Below are 21,720 nucleotides of genomic sequence, written 5' to 3'. Positions count from 1 at the left end.
TTAGCCCACTACCTCCTCGGTGGCGGGAGGCCGGCTAGATGATTTTCAGGCTCAATTAATAAGCGTTAAAAGGGGCCAGGCTCAATTAATGTAACTTTTCATTCAACCCGAAATATTAGCGGACAGGCCACGGTTTCCACAAAAGGACTGAATTCATGAAGCGCAGTATCCACGTTGAAACCTCCGTGATCAGCTGTCTGACGGCGCGCCCAAGCAAGATTATTATCGGTGCCGCTCATCAGCAAATAGCGCTGGCTTGGTGGGAGCTACGCTCGGATTAGGAACCGCTTGTTTCACAGTTGGTCTGGCAAGAGTGCGCCGCTGGCGATCCTGTAGCTTCGCAGAAAAGGCTTGCGGCACTTGAGGGGATATCCGTCTCGCGGTAACCCAAGACATGATTCGCCTGGCCAAATCGCCTATTGAACAAGTCATTATTCCTGCCGGGGCGATTGAGGATGCGCTTCATATTGCGGTTTCGACACTGCATCACGTTGATTTTCTACTGACCTGGAATTGCCATCACATTGCCAATCCAGTGATTCAGGAAAAAATTGCCGTGTATCTTGAGACAATCGGATTGCTCCTCCCGATCATATGTACTCCCGAGGAGCTTCTTGGAGGAAATAACGATGGCTGACGAAATCATGATGGAAGTTCATGCGATCAAGGACGCGATTGGCATCAAGTATGGCAACAATCTGGATGCACTGTTCAAAGAAATACAGCTTGGCGAAGCCAGACTTAAGGCGGCAGGCGTCCAGGTCTTGGCTCCCCCGGTCAATCCAGCAAATTTGCCGAACACTGCATTGCAACGGACTCGCTTCGCTCGCCGCTGAATTTGGACGTTATGCCTCATAGGTGCGGGTCATGACTACTCCTCCGCAGTCTGGCGCACCACCACATCAGGTGCTCAGGTTTTTTTCGCAATTTCCGTTCTCGGCCTCTCGCCATTGCTGCTTGTTGTCGGTTACAACGATGAGCAACCAACCCCGATCGTGGACCTCTTCGGTGCGATCGCTGGAAATCTCCTCGGGAAGATCCAAGAACGAACTACGATGAATGGACACGCCCCACTCGCCGGTTCAGGCGACGCGCATGCAGCCCGCGCGCCCGAACCGGGACGCGGGGCGCCTGGTGCCCGCGGACGTCAGTGTGGTCAGGGTACGTCGATGACCTTGGTAAAGCACCGCGGCAGGCCATCTTGATCAGGTGCTCCTCGCGCCGAAAGTGCAAAGCCAATTCCGCCCCCCGTGCTTGGTGTCGTTGATAGGCCGCCAGCCCTACCGTGTCGCCAGCGCCGGCGGCGACGACGAAGCGGGTTCTTGTCCAGGGAGAAACCAAGTAGAATCGCGGCTTCTGGTTCCGTCCGAAGTCCTCCCATGCCCACGTTTCAGGAAGTGATTCTTCGTCTCCAGGATTTCTGGGACAAACAGGGTTGCGCCCTGCTGCAGCCATACGACGTCGAAGTGGGTGCAGGCACCTTCCACACCGCGACCTTTCTTCGTGCCATCGGCCCGGAACCGTGGAACGCGGCGTACGTGCAACCGTCGCGCAGGCCGAAGGACGGCCGTTATGGCGAGAACCCGAACCGCCTGCAACACTATTACCAGTACCAGGTGGTGCTCAAACCTTCCCCATCGAACATTCAGGACCTCTATCTGGACTCGTTGCGCGCGCTGGGAATCGACACCGACCAGCACGATGTCCGCTTCGTCGAGGACGACTGGGAAAGCCCGACGCTGGGCGCCTGGGGACTCGGGTGGGAAGTGTGGCTGGACGGCATGGAGGTGACGCAGTTCACCTATTTCCAGGAAGTCGGCTCGCTGCCCTGCAGGCCGGTGCTGGGTGAAATCACCTACGGCATCGAGCGCCTGGCGATGTATCTGCAGGGAGTCGAGAACGTCTTCGACCTGGTCTGGGCCGAGGGACCCGGCTATCGGGTGACGTACGGGGACGTTTATCACCAGAACGAGGTCGAGCAATCGAAGTACAACTTCGAACATTCCAACGTCGACCTGCTGTTCCGCCACTTCAGCGAACACGAATCCGAAGCGCGGCGTCTGGTCGCGGCCGGACTCGCCCTCCCCGGCTACGAGATGGTCATGAAGTGTTCGCACACCTTCAATCTGCTCGATGCCCGCGGCGCCATTTCGGTAACCGAACGCGCTGCCTACATCGGCCGCGTACGTGCCCTGGCGCGTGAAGTGGCGCAGGCTTACCACGATTCCCGTCAGGCGCTTGGCTTCCCGATGTGCAAGGCCAGTGCAGGGGTGTCATGAGATGAAAGATGCCCTCCTGATCGAGCTGCGCACCGAGGAGTTGCCGCCAAAGTCGCTGAAAGCACTCTCCGAGGCCTTTGCCGACACCGTCTTCTCGGCTCTGCAGGCGCAACAATTCACCAGCGTCGAGAGCACATGCACTCCCTACGCCACCCCCCGGCGTCTGGCGCTGATCGTCACGGAGGTTGCCGAGCGGCAGCCAGACCGCCTTCTCGAAAAGAAGGGCCCCGCGGTCGCCGGCGCGGTCGACGAGGCAGGACGGCCGAGCCGAGCGCTGGAGGGCTTCATGCGCGCCGCCGGCGTCACTTTCGACCAGTTGCACAAGGTGGCCGACGGCAAGGGCGAATATTTCGTCGCCCGTCGCGAGAAGAAAGGCGAAGACCTTGCCGAGCATCTGGCCGAAATCGTCGCGCAGGCGCTGAAGAAGCTGCCGATCGCCAAGCTCATGCGCTGGGGAAGTTCGGAACACCAGTTCGTTCGCCCCGTGCACGGTCTGGTTCTCCTGCATGGAAGCCGTGTCGTTCCCGGCAACGTGCTCGGATTGACGAGCGGGCGGACAACGCTCGGTCACCGCTTCCTGTCTGCCGGCGAAATCGTCATCGATCAAGCCGCCGATTATCCGGCCAAGCTTGCCGCGGCGAAGGTGATCGCGGCCTTTGCCCAGCGGCGTCGAGCGATTGCCGAGCAACTCGACGCAGCGGCCAGAGAATTCGATGCCCACATCGATTCGGCCGAAGGTCTGCTCGACGAGGTGACGTCACTGGTTGAATGGCCGGCGGTCTATGTTGGCGAATTCGACCCGGAATTCCTCGCGGTACCGCAGGAATGCCTGATCCTGACGATGCAACAGAATCAGAAGTACTTCCCGCTGCTGGATCGTCAAGGGAAACTGCGCAACCGCTTCCTGATCGTCTCGAACATGCAGGTCGATGATCCGAGCCAGATCATTCACGGCAACGAGCGCGTGGTGCGCCCGCGCCTGTCGGACGCGCGCTTCTTTTACGACCAGGACCGCAAGAATGGTTTTGCCAGCCGAGTCGTTCGCCTTGGCAGCGTCGTCTATCACCACAAACTCGGCTCACTTGGCGATCGCGCGCAACGGATGGGCCGCGTCGCGCGGAACATCGCCGAAAAGCTCGGGGCGGATGGCAATCTCGCAGAACGCGCGGCGCTCTTCGCCAAGATCGACCTGCTGACCGACATGGTTGGCGAGTTTCCCGAGTTGCAAGGAATCATGGGGCGCTACTACCTGCTGCACGAAGGCGGCCTGCCGGTAGTTGCCGACGCCATCGAACAACATTACCGGCCGCGTTTCGCCGGTGACGACTTGCCCGCAGGTAACGTCGCCTGCGCTGCCGCACTCGCCGACAAGCTCGACTCCCTGGTGGGCTTCTTCGGGATCGGACAACTGCCGACCGGTGACAAGGATCCTTTCGGTCTGCGGCGGGCTGCGCTCGGCGTGCTGCGAATCCTCATGGAAACCTCCTTGCCGCTCGACCTCGGAGAACTGATCCGCGACGCGGCGGCGGAACTCGGCAAGCAGGGGATCGCGCTCACAGCAGTCCATGATTCCCTGCTCACCTTCCTTCTTGACCGCTTGCGTGGCATGCTCAGGGAGGCCGGCCATGCTCCCGACGTCATCGAGGCGGTGCTGGCGCAGCGGCCGACGCGGATCGACCTGGTTCCCGCCAGGCTGGCGGCAGTCAGTGAATTTCTGGCCTTGCCCGAGTCGCGGGCCTTGGCCGCGGCCAACAAGCGTATCGGCAACATCCTCAGGAAGGCCGAGGATGAGTTGCCGGAACCGGGCATCGCGCTGCTCGAGGAAGAGGCCGAGAAGAACCTATTCCAGCGGGTCGTGTTGCTCTCGCCGCTGGTCCGTTCGCACGTCGCCAACGAAGACTATGCGGACGCGCTCAAGGTACTCGCCGCAATACGCGCAGACGTAGACCGCTTCTTCGACGAAGTGATGGTCAACGTGCCCGAGCCCCTGCTGCGTGGCAACCGTCTCGGCCTGCTCAAAGTCCTCTTCGCGCAGCTCAACGCAGTGGCAGACATTTCGAAGCTCGCGGTATGAAACTCGTCATTCTCGACCGCGATGGCGTCATCAACTACGACTCGCGCCAGTTCATCAAGTCGCCGGCCGAATGGCGACCGATCCCGGGCAGCATCGAGGCGATTGCAAGACTGAACCAGGCCGGTTATCGCGTGGTGGTCGCCACCAACCAGTCCGGCATCGGGCGCGGCCTGTTCGATATGGATACGCTGAACGCCATCCACGACAAGATGCATCGCGCCGTGCACGAGGCCGGCGGACGCATCGACGCGATATTCTACTGCCCGCATTCGATCGACTCCGGCTGCAACTGCCGCAAGCCCAAGACCGGTATGCTGGAGCGAATCGCCAACTGCTTCAACATAGATCTGCCGGGAACTCCTGCCGTCGGTGATTCGCTGCGCGACCTGCAGGCCGCTTCTGCGGTCGGTGCGATACCGCTGCTGGTAATGACCGGCAAGGGAACGCAAACACAGGCCGATGGAGGGCTGCCGGAAGGCACACTGGTGTTCCCCGACCTGGCGGCGGCAACCGACTATCTCCTGCGGTCGTGATGGCCGGGCTGCGTACCGCGCTGTACCTGATCCTGGTCAGCCTATTGACGATGGTCGTCGGAGGACTCATTTCCCTGGCCGTGGTCTTGCCGATCGGCGTGCGTTATTGGCTCTTTGCCATCTGGCGCGATGCGGCGCTGGCCCTCTGCCGCCATGTACTCGGCGTACGACATCGCGTCCTCGGTCGTGAGAACATGCCGACGGAACCTTCGGTCGTGATGGCCAAACACCAGTCGGCGTGGGAAACCGTCGGACTGCAGGCAATCTTTCCACCATTGGTCTTCGTGTTCAAGAAGGAACTACTGCGCGTGCCGTTTTTTGGCTGGAGTCTGGCAGCGATGAAGATGATCTCGATCGATCGTGCGGCGGCCAAGGATGCATTGAAACAGGTCGTCGAAAAGGGACGGGAACGCCTGGCGGCCGGCTACTGGGTGGTGATCTTCCCGGAGGGAACGCGCGTCGCACCGGGAACGACTTCGCGTTACAAGCCGGGGGGCGCCCAACTCGCGGTGCGCAGCGGGGCCAAGGTGGTACCGGTGGCCCACGACGCGGGCGAGATCTGGCCAAAGAGTCGTTTCGCCATTTCCCCGGGATTGATCACCGTCAGTATCGGGCCACCGATCGATCCCGCCGGCAAGAGCGCTGCGAAAATCAACGCGCTCGCGGCCACCTGGATCGAATCCGAAATGCGGCGCATCTCGCCGCATCGCTACCCGTCCGTGACCGAGGCGGTGGCGGCCTGACGAAATGCGGCCGCTGGCAGCCGACGAAACCATCCGCACGATCGAACTCGGCGGGCACCGAGTGCCCTACCTCCTGCGCCGGGCCCGGCGCCGAAGCATCGGGCTGTCGATCGACCATCGCGGTCTGCGCGTCGGCGCCCCGCTGCTCGCCTCACTGCAGGAAGTCGAAACGGTAATCCTGCGGCATCGCGAATGGGTGCGCCGGAAGCTCGAGGAATGGAACGATCGAAGCGTTCCCGAAGCGGTGCCTGTCGCCGACGGGGTGCAGCTGCCACTGCTCGGCATTCCGTTTACGATCCGACTGGCGATCGGTACAAATCGCTGGGTGTGGAGTCTGCCACCCGCGGAGCGGGCACTGACCCTTTGTCTGCGCTCGCCAGCCGAAGCGCCGCGGGTACTCGAGAAGGCTCTGCGCGAATCGGCGCGGGCCTTGTTCGTCGAACGACTCGGCCATTTCGCACCGCTGCTGGGCCTCGATTTGCCGGTACTTTCGCTTTCGTCGGCACGCGGACGTTGGGGTAGTTGCAGCCGACGCAGCGGCATACGGCTGAACTGGCGACTGATCCACTTTCCGCAAGCGCTGGTCGACTACGTAGTGGTGCACGAGCTGGCGCATCTGCGCGAAATGAACCACAGCCCGAGCCACAAAGCGGTGATGGCCTCGGTCTTGCCCGACTGGCGCAACCTGCAGGCGGAACTCAAGAGGTGCGGGCGGGTGCCATACATGGAGTTCGTGCGGCCCCACGGAGAAGGTTAGGCGAGCGAAATTCGCCTGCGCCTCGCCAGGATGCAGGCACATGTTTTCCGTCCGGCATCCGCCCAGGCGGGTCGCGAAGGCCGACGGGAGGGCTGGTAGCGACCGCACGAGCAATGCGATCACCGCAATGAACCGCGCGTGCATACCATTGGCACTCGACAGCCAATTCGTATTGGCAAGCTCGTCGAGACCTCGGAAAAGGCTGCCATTTCGGTAGCACCACCCTGGCGATGGCGCAGGCCAATCCACTCCAGCGCCCCGCGGGCGAGACGACGAAAACGAAGTTTGCCGGAGGACTCCTGCGCGTGCTTCCTTCTTAAGATTCGCTTCAACGCCAAGCCGTAATCTGCGTCCATGGCAATCGACCTCCCGGCATCCCGCCGGGTCAACTTCCACTGCCTGAAAGGAAACATCATGAACGCACAACTCATCGGAGTCGCGACGACGCTGGCGCTTTCCACTCTTTCGTTCGGCGCTTTTGCCACCACCTACAGCGGCGAATGCACCAGCGAACCGCAAGCCAAGTGGATGAGCATTGCCGACGTCAAGGCCAGGTTTGAAGCCCAAGGATATAGCGTAGGAAAGGTCAAGCGGGGCGGAAGCTGCTATGAAGTGTACGCCAACGACAAGGACGGCAAGAAAGTCGAACTCTTCGTCAATCCGGTGGAGGCAAGCGTCGTTGGCCAGGCAGGCAAGAAATGAAGTCCGGCGTCTCCGCCGCAGACACGGTCTGGGACGCAATGGTGCCCGATTGAGATCAGCTGTTGCGGATCGCTCACGGTCCGCCGGCGCCGGCTTTCCTCGGTGCCTATGCCCTCGGCGATGACGGCCGAGGGCATCAAGCGCTGCGCCAGGCGATCCTCGGGCTGCTCACGCCCCGTCTCGTTTAAGGCTCGTTGGCACGCAGGACGCACGGTTTTCCGCTCGTGAACCGACCCTGCGCACGGTGTTCGGGTAGCGGAAATACTTCGTGGCACGTCGTGGCGCTCGTCAGCTTGGCGACAGCCGGGCAGCCGCCATGAGGATCGAAGCGCGCTTGCCAACGGCACGCTCGTCCTCATCGGCTTTCACGCCACCGGCGTGGTCGTCCGCAGCCGGCGTCATCGCGAATATCCCGGGCATCCCGCGTTCACCGGCGCAAGCGTGGCAAGAATTGAACAAGCTCGAAGCACACCCCCCGAAACATGGCTCGTTACCTACCCGGTCCGCGTGGCAGGCATGCCGTCGATCGCTGCGCGCTGAGCGGGTGGGATTTGCCGTCTCCAGCGCAGCAATCCGGCCTGCCACATCGTTGGCCGTGCCTACCCCGCCCGCGTGGGGTAGGCCATTCATTACGCAGAAGAACACCGTCAAAACGCCTTGCTGCGATCGACTAGCGGTAGAATGAGCGCCTCGCATGGCGCAATGGTCCGGATTCTTCACACCGCTTCCGGGCAATCTTTGCGGCGTTGCCCCCGACTGCCGCTCCACCCTCCGGGAACCTGCGCGGCATGCCGATTCTGACTGGCAAGGACAAGAAATGAGAATATTGCATACGATGCTGCGCGTCGGCGATCTCGATCGCTCGCTGGCCTTTTACACCGAGGTACTCGGCATGCGCGAGTTGCGCCGACAGGATTACCCGACCGGTCGCTTCACGCTGGCCTTCGTCGGTTACGGCCCGGAAGCCGACGGCGCCGTCCTCGAACTGACACACAACTGGGACACCGCGTCGTACGATCTGGGTAACGGGTTCGGGCACGTGGCAATCGCGGTGCCCGACGCCTACGCGGCGTGCGAGCAGATCAGGGCGCGCGGCGGCAAGGTGGTGCGCGAAGCCGGCCCGATGAAACACGGCTCGACGGTGATCGCTTTCGTCGAAGATCCCGATGGCTACAAGATCGAGCTGATTCAGAAGAAAGACTAGGCCCAGTGTCTTTCCCTGCCTCGCCGGGCCGGAAACCGCCCGCACGCGGCTTTCTCGCCGAATTTTCCGTGCGGTCGGCATGCCAGGGCATCCTGCTTGATCCTCTCCACAATCCGCAGACAGTCAGTCTGACGTAAGCGCCATGCCGCAATATCCCGCCGCAAACGCATTCCCCACGATCGCCCGCAAGCATTCCTGCCGTTGCTGGCATCCGCGTCGGCGATGCCTTGCCGATGCAGGCTTCCGGAACTGTTCCCGCGAGACGACGACTCTCCCGATGATGAATTCGCTACTCCGCCTGGCCGGAATTCTCCTGCTGTGCTCGAGCCTGAATGCGTACGCCGGGCTGGCGATCGCCCTCAATTCGGCGGAAGGGACGATCAGCCTGATCAATACGGACACCTACGAGGTGAGCGGCAAGGCAAGCGTGTGCAAGGAGCCGCACCACCTGCTGCCCACTCCCGATGACAAGTCGGTGATCGTTGCCTGCGCGGCATCCAACCAACTGGTATTTCTGGACCCGCTCACCGGGCAGGAGCAGAGACGGGTGCGTGACATTTCGGACCCCTATCAGCTCGGTTATTCGCCGAACCGGAAGTGGTTCGTCGCCACTTCGCTGCGCCTCGATCGCGTCGATCTCTACGATCCCAGCGATTTCCGACTGATCGCCCGCTTACCGGCCGCGAAAACGCCCTCACACATGGCTTTCGATGACAACAGCCAGTTCGTCTTCGTTACCCTGCAGGATTCCAATCAGGTGATGGCGATCAGCCTCGGACTGCAAAAGGTTGCGTGGATCATGCCGGTCTCGGCAACCCCTGCGGGTATCGTCATGTCGCCGGACAACCGCCATCTGCTGGTCGCCTGCATGGGCGACGGGGTCGTCGAGGTGATCGACTGGCGGGCGCGGCAGAGCGTCAAGAAGATTCCCACTGCGACTGCGGCGCACAACCTGCAGCCGAGAGGGGACGGACGGCATTTCTACGTGTCGAACCGCACCGTCGATGGCAGCATTTCGCTGCTCGACACGCAAACGATGACCGTGGTGGAAAAATACGAGGTTCCCGGCGGCCCCGACGACATGATCGTCCGCGCCGATGGCACCGAACTGTGGACGACTGCGCGCTTCGCGCGCAAGGTGCAGGTTCTCGACCTGCTCACAAAGAAGCTCAAGCATTCGATCCCCGTGGGCAGTTCGCCGCACGGCGTCTTTTTCCTCAATCACGCCGGACTCCGATGATTTGCCCGCTTCCGCGCCTGCTCATTGCCCTCACCTTGCTTGCGGGCGCAACCGGCGCTGCGGCCACGCCCTCTGCCCCGGCGGCGGCCTGCAAGGGCACGCTCTACCTGACCTTCGACACCGGCAACATGCGCCATGCCGAATTGATTGCCGAAACGCTCGCCAAGCATGGCGTCAAGGCGACCTTCTTTCTGGCTCAGGAAGCGACCAGCCGTGGCGATCATGCGCTCGATCAGACCTGGGCGCCGTACTGGCAAGCGCGTGTTGCCGAAGGCCACGCTTTCGGCAGCCACACCTGGCGACACGGAAGCTTTCGCAGCGACAGAGGCGATCGGGTCCGCTACCGCCTGTCGGATGGCCACAGCGAAGATCTCGATGCGCAGGCCGTCTGCGACGAGGTGAAGCGCCCTGATGAACGCTTCCAGGAGCTCACCGGACGGCGGCTCGATCCGCTCTGGCGCGCTCCCGGCGGCCGCACGACGCCGAACACGCTCGCCGCCGCGAAGAGCTGCGGCTACCGCCACGTCGGTTGGGCAGCGGCGGGATTTCTCGGCGACGAGCTGCCTTCCGAGGGCTACCCGAATTCGCTGTTGCTGCAACGCGCGCTCGACCGTCTGCGGGACGGCGACATCGTCATGGCGCATCTCGGCATCTGGTCACGCAAGGACGCCTTCGCCCCGATGCTCGATCCCCTGATCAGCGGCCTCAAGACGAGGGGCTTCTGTTTTGCCACCCTGCGTGGGCAACCATGATCGACACCTTTCTCGATGTCTTCGTACAACTGCAGGGTTGGCTGCTCGACCGCGTCGTGCAGCCTCCGTTGCTCGCTTTGGGGCTGGGCAGCTATCTGGAAATGGCTTTTGACGGCGTCGAGTTCTTCCTCTGCGGCGTATTGCAGATCAGCGTCGCCTTCCTGCTGCTGCGACCGCTCGAAGCGCTGCGACCGATCGAGATCTGGGCCGATCGCAAAGCCGTGCGTGTGGACGTGCTGTATTCCTTCCTCGACCGGCTGGGCATCATTCCACTCCTCGTCTTTGCCTCGTTGGTGCCGCTGATCGACACGGTCGAGGGCTGGCTGCGCTTTCATGACATCATTCCGCGACAGCTCGAAGACTGGTTTCCGGCGCTCGATGGACAGCCGCTGCTGAGTTTCTTGATCTACCTGGTGGTACTGGATTTCGCGGAATACTGGCGCCACCGCCTTTCGCACACCTTCGGCTGGTGGTGGGCGCTGCATGCGATCCACCACAGCCAGCGGCAGATGACGCTATGGACCGACAGCCGCAACCATCTGCTCGACGACCTGACCGCCGGTTTCTGGTTCGCTGCCGTCGCCCTACTGATCGGAGTCCCGCCAGGCCACTTCATTGGCCTGCTGATCGTCGTCAAGACGGTCGAGAACCTCTCGCACGTCAACGCCCGACTGTCGTTCGGGCGCCTTGGCGAACGACTGCTGGTCAGCCCGCGTTACCACCGCTGGCACCATGCCCTCGAGCTTCCGGCCGGCAGGCAGTACCGTTTTGGCTGCAACTTCGCGATCCTCTTCCCGATCTGGGATCAGCTTTTCGGCACACAGTACCGCGGCGGGACGATACCACCATCAGGGATCAGCCATGGGCCGCTGCCAGACTCGGCGGCACAGAGCGGCTTCTGGCGGCAGCAGTGGGAAGGAATTCGCGCCTTGGTGGCGACTTTCCAGCCGGACGCCCTCTCGCCGTCGCCGGCGACCGTGAGCGTTACGCCAGCAAGCGGGCAGGGCCTGACAAGCACTTCTGCCGTCGAGCACCTCCGCCACGACGATGGTCGATGAAGCCCGCGCGTTCGCGCTGACCGCCCACGGCGACCAGAGGTATGGCGCCCGGCCCTATGCCTTCCACCTCGACGCGGTGGCTGAGCTGCTCTCGCCCTATGGCGCCGACGCGCAGGTGATCGGCTACCTGCACGACGTCGTCGAGGACACCACAGTAAGCGAATTCGACATCCGCCAGCGCTTTGGAGAGCTGATTGCCGACTGTGTCGGTCTGCTGACCGACTCCCCAGGGAGCAGCCGCGCCGAGCGGAAGGCCGCCACCTATGCCAGGCTGGCGCTGGTGAACGGTGTCACCGAACTGGCGCTGGTGGTCAAGGCGGCAGACCGCCTGGCGAACGTGCGCAGTTGTGTCGCCGACCAGCGGCACCGATTATGGGAGGTGTACCGCCAGGAGCACCCGGCCTTCCGGCGAGCCGCCTACCGACGCGGCCTTTGCGAGCCGTTGTGGACGGAGCTCGATGCTCTGCTGCGGGCCCCGGCGCGACCGGCCGGATCTGAGCCGCCGACGACGCACGGGACGACATCTGCGGATCGCTGAAGGGCAATCGTAAGGGCTTCGGCGGGAGGGAAAGCGATGTTCGGAATCCAAAACTATGGCAGCTTTGTCGCGGCGATCGCCATCTTCCAGTTGATTCCCGGTCCCGGTACGCTATCCATCCTTAACGCCACGGCACGCGGCGGTATCGCGGCCGGGCTGGGCGCCGTCGTCGGCACGCTGCTCGGCGACATGGTGTACATGATCGCAGCGATTGTCGGCCTGGCCACCGTGATGCAGGCGCACCCTGCCCTTTTCCAGGGCCTGCAATGGTTCGGCGCCGCCTACCTCGGCTGGTTGGGTCTGCAACTGCTGCACGCGCCGGCGGCCGGTGGCCCGCCGGCAGCCACCGGCAGGCAAGATGCGTGGCGCTACTTTCGACAGGCGCTGGCGGTCAGCCTGACCAACCCGAAGGTGCTGCTGTTTTTCGTGGCCTTCTTTCCCCTCTTCCTGCACGCCGACGCGTCCTCGGCGACGCTCGCCGTGATGGCTGCGCACGTAACCTTCCTCTGCCTTCTCTACCAGGCCATGCTGGTGTTCGCCGGTAACGCGATTGCCCGTCGGATCGCCTCGCTGCCCTTCGCACGTTTGCTGGCAACCCGCCTGGCGGGTAGCGCGCTGCTTGTCTTCGCCGTCAGGCTGGCGCTCGACAATCGCTGAACGCGACCTGCTCCCGAAGATCGCCACGCCATTCCCGGGCAGGCACGGCGGCGGCCTCTGAGGTACAATGACGGGCTTTTGCAAACTGATGATTTTCCCGAGGTTTCTTCGTGCTCGTCGCCAATAACATCACCATGCAGTTCGGGGCCAAGCCCCTCTTTGAAAACGTCTCGGTCAAGTTTGGCGAGGGCTATCGTTATGGCCTGATCGGTGCCAACGGCGCCGGAAAATCGACCTTCATGAAGATCCTCGCCGGCGAACTCGAAGCGACCGCCGGCAATGTCTCTAAAGACCCGCACGAACGCATGGCATTTCTGCGCCAGGACCAGTTCGCTTTCGAGCAGCAGCGCGTGATCGACGTGGTGATGATGGGGCACGAGGAAATGTGGAACTGCATGCTCGAAAAGGACGCGATTTACGCCAACCCGGACGCGAGCGAAGACGACTACATCCATGCTGCCGACCTCGAGGCCCGGTTCGCCGAGTACGGTGGCTACACGGCCGAAGCGCGCGCCGGCGAACTGCTGCTCGGGGTAGGAATTCCCACCGAACAACATTTCGGCCCGATGAGCGATGTCGCGCCGGGCTGGAAACTGCGCGTCCTGCTCATCCAGGCGCTGTTTGCCGATCCGGAGATCCTCCTGCTCGACGAGCCAACCAACAACCTCGACATTGCCACCATCCGCTGGCTGGAAAATGTGATCAACGAGCGCAACAGCACGATGGTCATCATCTCGCACGACCGACACTTCCTCAACCAGGTATGCACACACATGGCTGACCTGGATTACGGCAAGATCACCGTCTATCCGGGCAACTACGACGACTTCATGGAAGCCTCGGCACAGGCCCGCGAACGCCAGCAGAGTGCCAACGCCAAGGCCAAGGAACGCATCGCTGAACTGCAGAACTTCGTCCGCCGTTTTTCGGCGAACGCGTCCAAGGCGAAACAGGCAACCTCCCGCCTGAAACTGATCGACAAGCTCAAACCGGAGGACGTCAAGCCTTCATCGCGGCAGTACCCGTGGATCCGCTTCGAGTTTGACGAAAAGGAGAAGCTGCACCGCCAGGCAGTGGAAATCCAGAACCTCACCTTCGCTTATCACGGAAGCGAGCGAAAAATCTTCAGCAAGCTCGACCTGACGCTCAACGGAGGCGAACGTCTGGCGATCATCGGCGAAAACGGCGTCGGCAAGACGACACTGCTGAAGCTCCTGATGGGCGAGCTGCAGCCGCAGCGTGGCAGCATCAAGTGGGCGGAAAAGGCACGACTCGGCTACTATGCCCAGGACCATGCCAGCGATTTCGACAGCGACCTCAGCCTCACCGACTGGATCGCCGGCTACGCGCGCAACAGCGCGAGCGAAGGCGAAGACCTGTCGACGCTGATCCGTGGCACGTTAGGCAGGCTCCTGTTCTCGGGCAACGAAGTCCGGAAAGCGGTCAAGGTGATCTCCGGCGGCGAGCAGGGCCGGATGATTTTCGGCAAGCTGATGCTACTGAAAGCGAACGTCCTGGTACTCGACGAACCGACCAACCATCTCGACATGGAATCGATCGAGTCGCTCAATACCGCGCTGGAGAAGTTCAAGGGCACCTTGATTTTCATTTCGCACGACCGCGAATTCGTCTCCTCGCTCGCCACGCGCATTCTGGAAATTCGCCTCGACGGCCAGGTTGTCAGCTACCCCGGAAATTACGAGGAGTATCTCGCCAGCCAAGGCATCGCCTGACCCGGCCGGGCGCGCCCGGGCAACGATGGTCTGGTGTCTGTGGCAGCGCCTCAGTTGGCACGGCTACCCGCCGCCGGCTGGCCCGCGGCCTCGTGCGCAGCCTTCTTCGCCTGTCGTTCGGCTTCCTCGCTGGCCCGCTTTTCCAGCTTGGCCTGCCGTTTTGCCTGCTCGGCCGCGGCCTTCCGGCGCCCCTCTTCCGCCTGCGCCGCTTTTGCCGCAAGTTTTCGTTCGCGTTCAGCAGCCTTGGCTGCCTCTTCGGCGCGGAAGCGCTCGGCGCTCTCCTTCTGCTCTGCCTCGCGCCGCGGCTGATCAGCCACTCGCTGCGCCTCCTTGGCCTCGACTTCCTGCCGCTTCGCCTCGCGCTCGAAATCGCGAGCCGGCTGGTCGATCTGGCGAGCCTCGACGATCGTCGCCGTATAGCGCTTCTTGGCCGCCGCAAGACAGTCGTTGACCAGGAATTTCGAGTAGCACTGCTTGCGCTCGCTGTCCAGGCGGCGCTCGGCCTCGGCACGCAGCGCAGCGGCGCGCTCACGCTGCGCCTTGGCCTCTTCGAGCGTCTGCGGGGCGGACACGTCGGCACACGCCGCGGCTCTCATTCCCAGCAGCATCAGCAGCAAGATACCAGCACGCGTCAGCATGTCGCACGCATGCCCGCGCACACGGCAGAACCCGGCTTCCGACCGTGCGGGAAAAACGCACCCAACGCTGTGGCGATCATTCGGCGCTAACGCAGAACCCGACCACCACTGCCGACCACGGTGAGATCGACAAAGCGGGAACCAAGACGATCGTTGGCCGAATAGCTGACGCGATAACCACCCAGGTCGTGATTCTGCATGTTCTCAAGCGTGGCAATGAATTTCTCGCGCGTCAGATCCTTGCCCGTCTTGCGGATCGCGTCGACCAGCAACTTCGCCATGGCGTAAGCTTCGAGACCATAGTACGACGGTTTCCCATTCGGGCCGAGCAGCCTCTGGTATTCCCGTACTATTGGTGTGGCATCGTTCCACGGATAGGGCATGACCTGGGATATGCCGATGCCGCGTGCCTCGTCACCGAGTTCCTGAACCAGCAAATCGGCGCCGACCGGAGACAAGGTCATGAACTGCGGCGTCTGGCCAATTTTCCTCATCGCGCGCACGAAAGCGGCGGTCGGTTTGTACAGGGTCACCATGATGACCGCTTGCGGATTGGCCTTGGCGATCGTCTGGACCGCCTGCCCGACATCGACCGAGTTGCGTTCGACGGTGGCCACGGCGGACGGCGCCTGTCCGTGCTTCTTCAGCGCGGCAACAACGCCGTCGAGACCGGACTTGCCGAAACCGTCATTCTGGTAGAGGACGGCGATGTTCTTGAAACCGAGGGAGGTAAGCTGGTTCACGATCGCTTCCGTCTCGTTCGCGTAGCTCGCCCGGACATTGAACATGTAGCGATTGTTCGGATTGTCCTTCGGCGACTGGCGGATCGAATCGGCGCCGGAAATGGTGCCGACCAGCGGCACTCTGGCAATCCCGAAGACCTCGTTCATCGCCGCCGTGGTCGGACTCGAGCCATACGACGCGAGCAGGGCGAAAACCTTCTCCTGCGCGATGAGGTTACGAGTATTGACAAGCGTCCGCTCGGTTTCGTAACCGTCGTCGATGGCGCGCAGGTCCAATCGCCGTCCATGGATGCCTCCGGCGTCGTTGATCTGGCGGAAGTAGGCGTTGATTACCGTCTTCATGTCCAGCCCGTACGCTCCGCTGGGACCGGAAAAAGGTGCCGTCATTCCGATCAGGATAGTGCTGTCGGTGACGCCGACCTCGCCTGCCAGCACACCTCCGACCCAGCTCAGAATAGCCAACAGCAGTGCTCTTGCCAATCCCATGCGATCGCCCCCCAGCCACGTGTTCCCGCCGTGGCGTTCCGGCGAACCGGTCCCGGCGGAGACGAACAAGCATGGAGACGCAAGCTGACACCGTCCTTACACGGAGAAACTGATTGCTGGTCGATCCGGCAAGCGGCCGTTGCGTCGGCAAGCGAATCTCGTCAGGTGGCGGCGAAAAAGTCGCGCACGCGATCCATCCAGGACTTGGCGCGGGGGTTATGGTGAGCAGAGTTTTCCCGGCTGGACTCTTCAAGCTCGCGTAGCAGTTCCTTCTGCCGCTCGGTCAGGTGCACGGGAGTTTCCACCACCACGTGGCAAAGCAGGTCCCCTTGTGCGTGACTGCGCACTCCCTTGATGCCCTTTCCGCGCAGGCGGAAGGTTTTCCCGGACTGAGTCTCCGGCGGAACGCGGATCTTTGCCGCACCGTCCAGTGTCGGAATGTCGATCTCTCCACCGAGCGCTGCTGTGGTGAAGCTGATCGGCATCTCGCAATGCAGGTCGTTCTGCTCGCGTTGAAAGACGGGATGCGGCCTGAGGTGAATCTGGACGTACAGGTCGCCGGAGGGACCGCCGTTGATCCCGTGCTCGCCCTCGCCCGAAAGCCGGATACGATCGCCCTCGTCGACCCCTGCCGGGATCTTGACGGCCAGTGTCTTGTGCTGCTTGACGCGACCCGCGCCATGGCAAGGGCCGCAGGGATCGGCAATAAACCGCCCCGTCCCGTGACATTTGGGACAGGTCTGCTGAATCGAGAAGAAACCCTGCTGCAGTCGGACCTGGCCGCTACCCTGGCAGGTCGGACAAGTCTTGGGTTGCGTACCAGCTTTGGCGCCGCTGCCGTGGCAGGCGTCGCAAACCTCCATGGTCGGGATGCGAATTTTGGTTTCGGTACCGAACGCCGCCTGTTCGAGCGTCACTTCGAGGTTGTAGCGCAAATCGGCGCCGCGGTAGACGCTGGACCGACCCCCACCACCGCGCCGGCCACCGAAAATTTCATCGAATATGCCGCCAAAGGCATCGGCGAAACCACCCGCTCCGCCCCCACCCATGCCCGCTTGCGGATCGATGCCGGCGTGCCCGTATTGGTCGTAGGCGGCACGCTTTTCGGCGTCGGTCAGGATTTCGTAGGCTTCCTTGACTTCCTTGAAATGCTCTTCGGCTTTTGGGTTGTCCGGATTGCGGTCCGGATGATATTTCATCGCCAGTTTGCGATAGGCTCTCTTGATGTCATCATCCGAGGCGTCGCGGTTGACACCCAGAATCTCATAAAAGTCACGTTTGGCCATCGGTTCTCGGATACTTTAGGGGGCTAGAGCGAGGCAAGATTATACGCCTCGCCCTTTCCGTGAAGGTCGCAAAAGCGACTCACGAGCCTGCTCTCTCCCGCGTGCGGGAGAGAGCCCAGCGGTGAGCGGACGGGCAGGACCTTCCCTCATTGCGGCTATCCGGAACAGTCATGCCCGTTCGCATGGATGCCTACTTCTTGTCCTTGACTTCGGTGAACTCGGCGTCGACGACGTCGCTGTCGTCCTTCTTCGCCTCGCCGGCGCCGCTGCCCGGATGCTCGCCAGCACCCGCATGCGGCTGCTGCTTGGCGTACATCTTCTCGCCGAGCTTTTGAGCGGCCGTCGCGAGTGCCTCGCTCTTCGCCCGGATGGCATCGATGTCGTTGCCGCGAATCGCCTCGTCGGCTTCCTTCATCGCCCTTTCGATGGAACCCTTCTCATCGTCGGACAACTCCTTGCCGTATTCGGTGAGCGACTTCTTGACCGTGTGGATCATGCCGTCGCACTGATTGCGTGCCTCCGCAAGTTCGTGCGCCTTCCGGTCCTCCTCGGCGTGCAACTCGGCATCCTGCACCATGCGCTGTACCTCCGCCTCGCTCAAGCCCGAAGAAGCCTGGATCCGGATCTTGTTCTCCTTGCCGGTGGCCTTGTCCTTGGCCGAGACATGCAGAATGCCGTTTGCATCGATGTCGAAGGTCACCTCGATCTGCGGCATGCCACGCGGCGCCGGCGGAATGTCCGAAAGATTGAATTGCCCGAGGCTCTTGTTGCCGCTGGCCATTTCGCGCTCGCCCTGCAACACGTGAATGGTCACCGCAGACTGATTGTCGTCGGCTGTCGAGAAGACCTGCGTCGCCTTGGTCGGGATGGTCGTATTCTTCTTGATCAACTTGGTCATCACGCCGCCCAGCGTCTCGATGCCCAGCGACAGCGGCGTCACGTCGAGCAGGAGAACATCCTTCACCTCGCCCTGCAGGACACCCCCCTGGATCGCGGCGCCGACAGCGACCGCCTCGTCCGGGTTGACGTCCCGCCGCGGCTCGCGGCCGAAGAATTCCTTCACCTTCTCCTGCACCTTGGGCATCCGGGTCTGACCACCGACGAGAATCACGTCGTTGATGTCGCCGATCTTGCAGCCGGCATCCTTCAGCGCGATGCGGCAGGGCTCGATGGTGCGCTCGATGAGGTCGTCAACCAGTGACTCGAACTTGGCGCGCGTGATCTTCAGCGTCAGGTGTTTCGGTCCGGACGCATCGGCGGTGATGTACGGCAGGTTGATCTCGTTCTGCTGCCCGGACGAGAGTTCGATCTTCGCCTTTTCCGCGGCATCCTTGAGCCGCTGCAGCGCCAGCACGTCGGCTTTCAGATTGACTCCGGACTCCTTCTTGAATTCCTCGATGATGTAGTCGATCAGCCGCTGGTCGAAGTCTTCTCCGCCGAGGAAAGTATCGCCGTTGGTAGATAGCACTTCGAACTGGTGTTCGCCTTCGACCGCCGCAATCTCGATGATCGAAATGTCGAAGGTGCCACCGCCGAGGTCATAGACCGCAATCTTCTTGTCGCCCTGCTTCTTGTCCATGCCGAAGGCCAGCGCCGCCGCCGTCGGCTCGTTGATGATGCGCTTGACCTCGAGGCCGGCGATTCGCCCTGCATCCTTGGTAGCCTGACGCTGACTGTCGTTGAAGTAGGCCGGCACGGTGATCACCGCCTCGGTCACTTCCTCGCCGAGATAATCCTCGGCGGTCTTCTTCATCTTGCGCAGGACTTCCGCCGAAACCTGCGGCGGCGCAATTCTCTTGCCACGGACTTCGACCCAGGCGTCGCCGTTGTCCGCCTTGAGAATCTTGAACGGCATCAGCGCGATGTCCTTTTGTACTTCCTTCTCTTCGAAGCGGCGGCCGATCAGGCGCTTGATCGCGTACAGCGTGTTCTTCGGATTGGTCACCGCCTGCCGCTTCGCCGGCGCCCCGCACAGGATTTCGCCGTCTTCCGCGTAAGCGACCGTCGACGGTGTCGTGCGCGCACCTTCGGAGTTTTCGATGACCTTCGGTTTCCCGTTCTCCATGACGGCCACGCAGGAGTTGGTCGTCCCGAGATCGATGCCGATGATCTTGCCCATTTCAGAATCCTTTCAGTATTGTCTTATGGAAACATTCGGCGAAAACCGTAATGTCTGGTGATGATCCGCAAGTGGGGATCATGGTGACGATTTCAAGCCGTGGCCTTGGCGACGACGACCAGAGCCGGGCGCAGAACGCGGTCGGCGAGCAGGTAGCCTTTCTGCAGGACGTTGATCACGGTGTTCGGTTCCTGTGTCGATTCGACGACGCTGATCGCCTGATGTCGATGTGGATCAAACTTTTCGCCCAGCGGGTTGACCTCGCTCAGTGCAGATTTTTCGAAAGCGGCAACCAACTGCTTGAGGGTCAGTTCGGTGCCGGAGCGGAGGCTCTCGACGCTCGCGGACTCGGTCGCCAGCGCCGCTTCGAGACTGTCCTTGACCGCCAGGAGCTCACGCGCGAACCGGTCAATCGAAAACTTCGCAGCCTTGGCGATGTCTTCCTGGGCGCGCCGCCGCACGTTCTCGGTTTCTGCTTTGGCGCGCAACCACGCATCCTGGTATTCGTCGGCCTTTCGTTGGGCCTGCAGGAGGGCCTCTTCCAGACTCGGACCGGTTTCCGCAACCGGCGTGCTTTCCGTTTCGGATGCATCGATTTCCGCCGTCACCGGCGCGTCCGTCATCTCTTCGGGTACTTGGTCGTTCGCTTGCATAAGTGATGATCTCCGTGAAAACGCGGGAGAGTTTGGGGCGAGAGCGGCGATTTCAAGTTCTTTTTTTCGCACTGAAGTCTGCGGCAAGCACGTGGTGCGCATTATTCTTGGTCAGCAGATGCCTTCTCCTGCTACGATTCCGTTTCCCGCTGCTGGTCGATAGGTGTTCATTGGCATGTTGGAGAAGATTGGCAAATATGAAGTCATCCGGTCCATTGGCAAGGGTGCGACTGCGGTCGTCTATCTTGCCCGTGATCCGGAGCTCGATCGCCAAGTCGCCATCAAGCTGATTCGCTTCGGCGACGACAATGCCGCCATGTCGCGTCGCTTGCGCAAGCTCTTCCAGACTGAAGACGCGATCGGCCGGCGCCTGGATCACCCGAACATCGTGAAGATCTACGACGCCGTCGTGGAGGCGGAACAGGCCTATCTGGTGATGGAGTTCATCGATGGAACGGCCCTTGACAAGTACTGTGCGATCAACCGTCTGCTGCCGATGCACCGGGTGATCGGCATCATTTTCAAGTGCTGCCTGGCGCTCGACCATGCATTCCGCCAGGGCATCGTGCATCGCGACATCAAGCCCGCCAATATCCTGATCGACGCCGACGACAACCCGAAGATCACCGATTTCGGTCTCGGACTGAATCTGCACAAGGACATGGTTACGGACTCGACGTTCGTGATGGGCGTCGGATCGCCTGCCTACATGTCCCCCGAACAGGTCAAGAATTATCCGCTCAACCAGAAAACCGACCTCTATTCGCTCGGCGTACTGCTCTTCCAGCTCTTGACCGGACGCCTGCCATTTCGCGCCAACAATCCCGGGACTCTGGTTTACAAGATCGTCAACATGGATTCACCGTCGGTCTGCGCGCTGAACCCGACCTTGCCAGCGGGACTCGACCCGATCATCAAGAAGGCGCTCGAAAAGGACCTTTACAGCCGCTACCGCAATGGCGCCGAGTTCGCGAAGGATCTCTCTGCGGTTCGCTACCAGATGCTCGACGAAGATCAGATGCAGCAGGATCTGTCGCATTTTGAAAGACTGCGCAAGGTCGAGTTCTTCGACGCGTTCGAGGACATCGAGTTGTGGGAAGTACTGCGCATCAGCGTCTGGCGGGAGCTGGCGGAAAAGGTGACGCTGATCCGCGAAGGCGAAAATCACCGCAAGTTCGGTGTCATCGTCGACGGCTTCGTGGAAATATCCACCGAGGGACGGGTGATCTGCCGACTTGGTGCGAGCGAAGTCGTGGGAGAGATGGCCTACCTGCACCCCGGCGACAGCCGGCGACACGCGACGGTGGTGACCTTGGAGCCAACCCTGTTCCTAGAAATCAACAGCGCGGCGCTGGAGTTGAGCTCGGACGAGGTGCGTGAACGCTTCCACAAGGTGCTGCTGAGCAAGGTCCTCGGACGGTTGCGCGAAGCCAACAAGGTGTTGGCCAAACTGGGTCAGGCCGCGGTACAAGGGAGTTCGTCTGCCTACGCCTCCGGCCTCACGCAACCGTTGGAGCTGTTGTAG

At 61.8% G+C, this 21,720-nt stretch carries 22 protein-coding genes; 16 read left to right on the top strand and 6 right to left on the bottom strand.

Translation table 11 applies throughout. The annotated features are described in order from the left end of the window. Positions 1 to 394: 394 nt before the first annotated feature. The 8 genes from NFV80_RS16755 to NFV80_RS16720 all read left to right on the top strand — a co-directional run bounded on the left by NFV80_RS16755 (position 395) and on the right by NFV80_RS16720 (position 7,088). Positions 395 to 637, top strand: coding sequence for a hypothetical protein (locus NFV80_RS16755; RefSeq protein ID WP_295331373.1), 243 nt, complete (start codon positions 395 to 397; stop codon positions 635 to 637). Then, a complete protein-coding gene (locus NFV80_RS16750) occupies positions 630 to 836 on the top strand; it encodes a hypothetical protein (protein WP_295331375.1) in 207 nt (68 codons plus the stop codon). Before NFV80_RS16755 ends, NFV80_RS16750 begins: the two co-directional genes overlap by 8 nt. A 543-nt stretch (positions 837 to 1,379) precedes the next feature. Then, entirely contained in the window at positions 1,380 to 2,279 is a 900-nt protein-coding gene (gene glyQ, locus NFV80_RS16745) for a glycine--tRNA ligase subunit alpha (RefSeq protein WP_295331376.1), read from the top strand. A 1-nt stretch (position 2,280) separates the two neighbouring features. Beyond that, the gene (glyS, locus tag NFV80_RS16740; RefSeq protein ID WP_295331377.1) at positions 2,281 to 4,353 is read left to right on the top strand and encodes a glycine--tRNA ligase subunit beta; all 2,073 of its coding nucleotides are present in this window, start codon (positions 2,281 to 2,283) and stop codon (positions 4,351 to 4,353) included. Then, entirely contained in the window at positions 4,350 to 4,886 is a 537-nt protein-coding gene (gene gmhB, locus NFV80_RS16735) for a D-glycero-beta-D-manno-heptose 1,7-bisphosphate 7-phosphatase (protein WP_295331378.1), read from the top strand. Before glyS ends, gmhB begins: the two co-directional genes overlap by 4 nt. Further along, positions 4,886 to 5,629: a lysophospholipid acyltransferase family protein gene (locus NFV80_RS16730; RefSeq protein WP_295331379.1), complete on the top strand. Its 744-nt coding sequence runs from the start codon at positions 4,886 to 4,888 to the stop codon at positions 5,627 to 5,629. The genes gmhB and NFV80_RS16730 overlap by 1 nt, the downstream gene beginning before the upstream one ends. Before the next feature lie 4 nt (positions 5,630 to 5,633). Beyond that, a complete protein-coding gene (locus tag NFV80_RS16725) occupies positions 5,634 to 6,386 on the top strand; it encodes a SprT family zinc-dependent metalloprotease (RefSeq protein WP_295331380.1) in 753 nt (250 codons plus the stop codon). Between the two features lie 414 nt (positions 6,387 to 6,800). Continuing rightward, positions 6,801 to 7,088 carry a PepSY domain-containing protein gene (locus NFV80_RS16720; RefSeq protein ID WP_295331381.1) on the top strand — a complete coding sequence of 96 codons (288 nt, stop codon included), beginning with the start codon at positions 6,801 to 6,803 and terminating at the stop codon, positions 7,086 to 7,088. A gap of 288 nt (positions 7,089 to 7,376) precedes the next feature. Here NFV80_RS16720 and NFV80_RS16715 read toward each other — a convergent pair whose 3' ends face one another. Next, positions 7,377 to 7,508, bottom strand: coding sequence for a hypothetical protein (locus NFV80_RS16715; protein ID WP_295331382.1), 132 nt, complete (start codon positions 7,506 to 7,508; stop codon positions 7,377 to 7,379). A 397-nt stretch (positions 7,509 to 7,905) separates the two neighbouring features. Here NFV80_RS16715 and gloA point away from each other — a divergent pair, with 397 nt between their 5' ends. The 7 genes from gloA to NFV80_RS16680 all read left to right on the top strand — a co-directional run bounded on the left by gloA (position 7,906) and on the right by NFV80_RS16680 (position 14,270). Then, positions 7,906 to 8,292, top strand: coding sequence for a lactoylglutathione lyase (gloA, locus tag NFV80_RS16710; protein ID WP_295331383.1), 387 nt, complete (start codon positions 7,906 to 7,908; stop codon positions 8,290 to 8,292). A gap of 277 nt (positions 8,293 to 8,569) precedes the next feature. Further along, positions 8,570 to 9,532 (top strand): beta-propeller fold lactonase family protein, encoded by a 963-nt coding sequence (locus tag NFV80_RS16705; RefSeq protein WP_295331384.1) that lies wholly within the window; start codon positions 8,570 to 8,572, stop codon positions 9,530 to 9,532. Continuing rightward, positions 9,529 to 10,284, top strand: coding sequence for a polysaccharide deacetylase family protein (locus tag NFV80_RS16700; RefSeq protein ID WP_295331385.1), 756 nt, complete (start codon positions 9,529 to 9,531; stop codon positions 10,282 to 10,284). Before NFV80_RS16705 ends, NFV80_RS16700 begins: the two co-directional genes overlap by 4 nt. Further along, on the top strand, positions 10,281 to 11,342 hold the full coding sequence (locus NFV80_RS16695) for a sterol desaturase family protein (protein ID WP_296759401.1): 1,062 nt from the start codon (positions 10,281 to 10,283) through the stop codon (positions 11,340 to 11,342). Before NFV80_RS16700 ends, NFV80_RS16695 begins: the two co-directional genes overlap by 4 nt. Then, positions 11,332 to 11,880 (top strand): HD domain-containing protein, encoded by a 549-nt coding sequence (locus tag NFV80_RS16690; RefSeq protein WP_295331387.1) that lies wholly within the window; start codon positions 11,332 to 11,334, stop codon positions 11,878 to 11,880. The genes NFV80_RS16695 and NFV80_RS16690 overlap by 11 nt, the downstream gene beginning before the upstream one ends. 36 nt (positions 11,881 to 11,916) lie before the next feature. Further along, entirely contained in the window at positions 11,917 to 12,537 is a 621-nt protein-coding gene (locus NFV80_RS16685) for a LysE family transporter (RefSeq protein WP_295331388.1), read from the top strand. Between the two features lie 110 nt (positions 12,538 to 12,647). Next, complete coding sequence (locus NFV80_RS16680; RefSeq protein ID WP_295331390.1) at positions 12,648 to 14,270, top strand: ABC-F family ATPase; 1,623 nt, start codon at positions 12,648 to 12,650, stop codon at positions 14,268 to 14,270. A 50-nt stretch (positions 14,271 to 14,320) separates the two neighbouring features. On the opposite strand, the gene NFV80_RS16675 is transcribed toward NFV80_RS16680, so the two are convergent. The 5 genes from NFV80_RS16675 to grpE form a co-directional block, all read right to left on the bottom strand. Next, positions 14,321 to 14,908, bottom strand: coding sequence for a hypothetical protein (locus tag NFV80_RS16675; RefSeq protein ID WP_295331391.1), 588 nt, complete (start codon positions 14,906 to 14,908; stop codon positions 14,321 to 14,323). 86 nt (positions 14,909 to 14,994) lie between these two features. Beyond that, positions 14,995 to 16,137 carry an ABC transporter substrate-binding protein gene (locus NFV80_RS16670; protein WP_295331392.1) on the bottom strand — a complete coding sequence of 381 codons (1,143 nt, stop codon included), beginning with the start codon at positions 16,135 to 16,137 and terminating at the stop codon, positions 14,995 to 14,997. A 161-nt stretch (positions 16,138 to 16,298) separates the two neighbouring features. After that, positions 16,299 to 17,423 carry a molecular chaperone DnaJ gene (dnaJ, locus tag NFV80_RS16665; RefSeq protein WP_295331393.1) on the bottom strand — a complete coding sequence of 375 codons (1,125 nt, stop codon included), beginning with the start codon at positions 17,421 to 17,423 and terminating at the stop codon, positions 16,299 to 16,301. A 190-nt stretch (positions 17,424 to 17,613) separates the two neighbouring features. After that, a complete protein-coding gene (dnaK, locus tag NFV80_RS16660) occupies positions 17,614 to 19,542 on the bottom strand; it encodes a molecular chaperone DnaK (RefSeq protein WP_295331394.1) in 1,929 nt (642 codons plus the stop codon). Positions 19,543 to 19,634: 92 nt separating this feature from the next. Then, positions 19,635 to 20,195: a nucleotide exchange factor GrpE gene (gene grpE, locus NFV80_RS16655; RefSeq protein WP_295331395.1), complete on the bottom strand. Its 561-nt coding sequence runs from the start codon at positions 20,193 to 20,195 to the stop codon at positions 19,635 to 19,637. Between the two features lie 175 nt (positions 20,196 to 20,370). Here grpE and NFV80_RS16650 point away from each other — a divergent pair, with 175 nt between their 5' ends. Then, complete coding sequence (locus NFV80_RS16650; RefSeq protein WP_295331396.1) at positions 20,371 to 21,720, top strand: serine/threonine-protein kinase; 1,350 nt, start codon at positions 20,371 to 20,373, stop codon at positions 21,718 to 21,720.

Origin of the sequence: Accumulibacter sp., assembly GCF_023806565.1 — a bacterium.
Lineage (GTDB): Bacteria > Pseudomonadota > Gammaproteobacteria > Burkholderiales > Rhodocyclaceae > Accumulibacter.
The sequence above is the reverse complement of the archived record's forward strand: the minus strand, read 5'-3'. Positions and strand labels throughout refer to the sequence as shown.